This window comes from Sulfurihydrogenibium yellowstonense SS-5 (assembly GCF_000173615.1).
Classification (GTDB): domain Bacteria; phylum Aquificota; class Aquificia; order Aquificales; family Hydrogenothermaceae; genus Sulfurihydrogenibium; species Sulfurihydrogenibium yellowstonense.
On sequence record NZ_ABZS01000117.1, the window covers coordinates 1 to 5,275 of the forward strand.

At 29.1% G+C, this 5,275-nt stretch carries 3 protein-coding genes; all 3 read right to left on the reverse strand.

The features are described from left to right. Positions 1 to 277: 277 nt before the first annotated feature. Positions 278 to 1,189, reverse strand: a complete 912-nt coding sequence (locus SULYE_RS05535; RefSeq protein ID WP_007547368.1) for a radical SAM protein — start codon at positions 1,187 to 1,189, stop codon at positions 278 to 280. 295 nt (positions 1,190 to 1,484) lie between these two features. Continuing rightward, positions 1,485 to 4,316, reverse strand: coding sequence for a tetratricopeptide repeat protein (locus tag SULYE_RS05540; protein WP_007547369.1), 2,832 nt, complete (start codon positions 4,314 to 4,316; stop codon positions 1,485 to 1,487). Beyond that, positions 4,313 to 5,275: tetratricopeptide repeat protein (locus SULYE_RS05545; RefSeq protein ID WP_007547370.1), on the reverse strand; the 963-nt coding region annotated here is incomplete at its 5' end. The genes SULYE_RS05540 and SULYE_RS05545, both read right to left, overlap by 4 nt.

The following is a 5,275-nucleotide window of genomic DNA, read 5'->3' on the forward strand; positions in this document are numbered from 1 at the left end:
AAAATGAAAATGCTTGCAAAATTTCTGTAAGTTTACCTTTTCGTGTCATCCTAAGGACTTTAGTCCGAAGAATCCACTCTTTTAAAAATAGAGGAAAAATGAGATTCTTCGCTTATGCTCAGAATGACACCATCAGGTCGTTCTTTATCATCCTGAGGCCGTAAGGCCGAAGGATCACATGTTTTATTAAAAAGTAAAAAAAGAGATTCTTCGTCGGCTGCAGAATGACAGCTTGTGTTTTTGGAACAATTTAAATAATTCTGCAGCATCCTTTTACTTATCCCTTGATAAACTCCAAATTTCCAACGTTTATTTTCTTTACCTTGCCCGAAGCTAAAAGGTTTTGAATTTTTTTTTGAGTTTCCTCATCAAACAAAGTTTGAATATCATTTAAAGAATAAGCTCTTTTTTTGAAAGTATTTAAAATATCTTCTTCATCTAATGAAACTTTTTTAACATCTCCGCCGTTTTTTCTAACAGCAACATTAACATTTAAACCTTCAAACATCTTTGCAATTTCATAAAGAGTTTGGTTATCTACAGGAAAGACTCTGTAAGCCGGCGGTCTATCAATCGTTGAAATATCAATTCTGTCAGGATTAATCCTTTTCGCAGCTTCTACGATCTTTTGAATTACTTGAGGTTTATCGTTTATATATTTAACAATCAAAACCTCTAAAACAAGCGTTCCGCTATATTCTTTTCTAAATGAAATCATACCATTTATTAAATCTTCAATCTCTATTCCTTCTAATGGTCTATCTACTTTTTCAAATGTTTCTTGGTCTGCTGCATCAAGAGATAATTTTACTATATCAAACTTTTTTAAAGCTTTCCTGACCGAAGGATTATTTATAGTACTTCCATTGGATAAAATTAAAGTTTTAGATGAATTTTTTATCTTGTTTAGCTGCTCAATCAGGTTATTTAAATCTTTATAAAGAGTTGGTTCTCCGTTGGCTGTAACTGTTATAACATCTGGATATTGATTTTTTAATAGAAAATCTTTAACTTCGTTGATTATATCTTCAACTTTTGGTGGATGTTTGATATAGTTTATAGGCTTTGCTTTTTCTAACTCGCAATATAAACAGTCAAAATTGCAGCTTTTTTCATCAGGCGATAAATCTATCCCAAGAGATAATCCAAACCTCCTTGATAAAACAGGTCCAAAAATATATTTATACATCTAAACTCCGTCAAGAAATTTTGAAGTTAGTAAATTCATTAAATATTATAAGTGTATTTTTGAACTTTTAAAGTGTAGTATTTTATTTTTACGTATATAATTTTTACAATATACGCCGGGTGAGGAATTGGGAGTTTGGATAAAACTAAAGTTTTCAGAGTAAGTAAAGAACAAATTAAATAGAGTTCCTCATTTCTTGCCTTCCACTATTCAATTTTTCAACAGTCTCTCACTTTTAATATTCTACAGTTACGACCAAGAGCCATGTAATATTTTGAATTTCTCGTTCAAGACATTAGTAAAATAAAATATATCTTAAGTAGCTATTAAAATATTTATCTGCTGTACCTTTAAACCCTTGTATATATCTAAATCCTAAGCTTAAATTATCCTGTCTAAATAAACTGCCGCCTATTCCGCCAGAAAATCCATATCCCAAACCTGTAACATCATTATACGTTATATCAGCACTAAAAAATGGTCTCCAAACTCTTACATAATTTGTATTATTGTCATATCCAAAAGAAAATCCAACTCCGATTAAATTAAAAGATTGTGGCAGAAATTTAGTTGCTTGATATGGAGATAGTTTTTCGATGTTTCCTTTATATCCATCTTTTTCGTTGTATTTACCGTGTGCCGAGTAAAGCCTAAACGTATAATCAGGATAACCTACCCTAAGCTTGTAATAAAGTTCGTCATATAAATTTAAAGAAGTTCCTATTTTTTTCTCATCAGATGAGTAATAAATATTGTAAGATGGACTTATATAAAAGCCAGTTCTGTTATTAAAACTGTGAGAAAAGTTGACACTTATCGTATCCTTCATTCCACCGTAGTATAAAAATAGTGTGTCATCTGTGGGTATATTTTTACCAAGCTCTCCACCAAAATAGGTTTTATTTTTTATGTATCTTCTAAATTGAATATCTAAATACAAGTTTGATGAAAGAGTTTTTAACGAACCTACTATAAAACTAATCTCTCCGTCATCAAACACCTTTTTAAACCCAATCGAGATATCACTTCTATCAGGAACGTTAATCATTTTTAGATTATCAACACTAAATGGATTTGAACCTTTATATCTAACAAACACATGGAAGCCTTCTTTTGGTTTAGCCTGAATAAATATATCTTCAGAAATGTCTTTAACGCCGGCTCTATCTGTATAGTTTGACAATATTTCAACTTTTGGTCTGTAAGTTGTGATTAAATCTCTTTGTTGTTTGTATAATAAATAATCTTCCGGATTTTCATCCAGTCCTTTATATCCATAATACATAGCTTTATCAATTTGACCAGTCTCGGTAAATGCAGTTACTCTATCCCTAATAGGCAGGATATCAGCAAATTTTTCAAGAAGATTGTATTGCCAATACTTATCATTTGACCATAAAGCTAAATTTAACTGCATCCATGGACGTAAATCATAGCTATGTCTTTTCATTAAATACTCTAACTTTGAATGATGATCAGTTTTAAGAAGATGAGAAAAATAAAGGTCGTTATAAGATTTTAATGAAATGATATTTTTATATTTTTCAAGTAGCTCTAAATATTGCCTTGAAGATAAATACTTATCAGCTACTCTCAAAAAGTTGTAGGCATCTTCTGATGATAGACTTTGCTTATCTTTAAGCTCTTTAAATACTTCATACTTTATTTTCTCGCTTTCTTCAAATCTGCCATATGTATACAGTATATCTGCGTAAAGCAACTTATCAGAGATAGATTTGCTATTTTTAAGCTGATTATAAGACAATTCAAGAGCTTTTTTTGTGTTTTCTAAAAAAAGATACAAGAATGTAAAAGATTTTGGAACTAATGTTTCATATTTTTTATAATTATTTACTATATACTTAGCAAGATTTTGATTAGAAGACTCTATTGAAGCAAAGATTAGCTCAGAAATGATTTGAGAGTCAAACTTTTTATCCAATACATTTTTTGCGATATTTAACGCTTTTTGCGTTTGATTTAACTTTAATAAACTGCTTATATATCTAGATAGTATCAAAGCAGAAGAGTTATAATCAATTTTATTACTTTCTATAAATTCAACTATTTTTTGATAGTCATTAGTCAAGTATAAACTTTCTATATAGCTGGATAATAGATAATAGTCTTTATATTTTTCATAACCTTTCAAAGCATAATCAGCAGATAGTTTATATTCTTTCTTAAAATAAAAGTATGTATACAACCTGATATATTCTGCCAGCCTTCCCTTGTCAATCTTATCAAGCTGAGCAGCAATATCGATTGATGTGTCAAAATCTCTTAAAGCCCAAGCCAAGTCTGAAAGCGTATAAAGATACTCTAATCTATCTTCTTCTATGTCTTTACTAACAGTTATATTAGGAAAGTATGATTTTAAAACTTCCAAGGATTTTTTCAAATCTTTTTTTGCATATAGTATACTTGAATAAAGCAAAACATCTTTATAGTTTTTATCTTGCCTACTGTATAGAATTTCACCATATTTTGAAGCTTTGTCTAAATCTCCATAATTATAAAGGATCATTGTTAAGTTTCTTAATATATCTATGTTTTTATCCTTTTCATACATAGCTTCTAAAATTTCTGTAAGCTTTTTTACTTCTCCGGCTTGTTGATAGATGTAGAGCAAAGTTTTTAAATCGTTAAATTTGCCACTTAGTGCATCCTTTTCTACCAAATTGATCGCTATATCAAACCTATTTGTCGCTAAGGCAAGGTTAAACAGTTCTCTTTTTATGTTTTCATCCTTAGTTATTTGATATAGTTTTAAGTAGGCTTCTATACCTTCCGCAGGTCTTTTTGTCCAGATCGCAACCTGTCCTAAGTTTTTTAACCAATATGGATTGTTAGAAAATAATTCAGCTCCTTTTTTTGCAACTATATAGGCATTTTCTAAATCTTGATTTCCTAAGAATGTAATCAAAAGAAGTTTTAAAAGCTCTTCATCATAAACTTTACCGATTTTGATTTGTTTTGACAACTCTTTATTAACTTTTTTTTCTTTTATTTGTAAAGTTATATCTTCTTTTTCAACAGCAAAAGAAACCAGCGGAGTAAAAGCAATCAAAGTTGCTATCTTAATGTAAGAATATTTATCTAAGGTTTCTCTAAAAGAAGAGATCATTCTATAACCCTCTGTTTAATATCCAGTGCTATTTTATATGCAAATTTTGGATCTCCTGTTGCCAAGGAAGATTTTAATACAAACTTCATCATCTCTCTATCATTCAAAAATTCATTATAGTACTTAGAAATTATATTTTTTGCCAACTCTAAATTTTTACTCCAAAGGGCGATTTCAACTGCTTTTTTGAAATACTCTTTTCTTTTTAAAGGATTTTTTTCCATATCAAGCTGTGTTAAGTAAATATTCAAAGCCTTTTCATACTGTTTTTGATATAGATATAAGTCTGTCAATTGTTTTAACCACAGGTCTTTGTTCTTAGTATCGGTTTCATAGAGTTGCTCTAGCAAACTAATCGCTTTATTATATTGCTTTTGATAGCTATACAAATTTAGCAATTCTTTAGCCCAATAGTATTTGTTTGCAGAATCGGTTTTGTATAAATATTCTAAGTGATTGGATAAACCATAGAAATCTTTTTTCGCTTTATAAACATTTACAATTTCCTTATTATAGTTAAAAGAATTTTCTTTGTCTAAAATTACAAGCTTTTGTAAAAATCTAATAGCATTATCATAATCTTTTAACATTATAGCCAGTTTATAGTTTTCCTTTAGCCAGTATATATTGCTTGGATTAATATTCAATATTTTTATTGCTATTTTATAGGCTAAATCTTGAAACTCCATTGATAAAGCTTCTTTATATTCTTTTTCAAGTTCTTTTACGTCTATCATAGATTTATAGCTTTCTTCAAGAACTGCTTTCATTTGATGTCTTAAATATTCTTTTTCTTCTAAAGATACATTTTTTGAGAAGAATTTTTGCTTTAAAATTGAATATCTTAAAAACTTTGCTTTACCAAGAATATCCGGATCGTTACTTTTTTCTAAATCATCTAAATGCTTAATTGCCTTCTTTTCTTCTCCTATTTTTATATATCTTTCTGCAATTAGGAG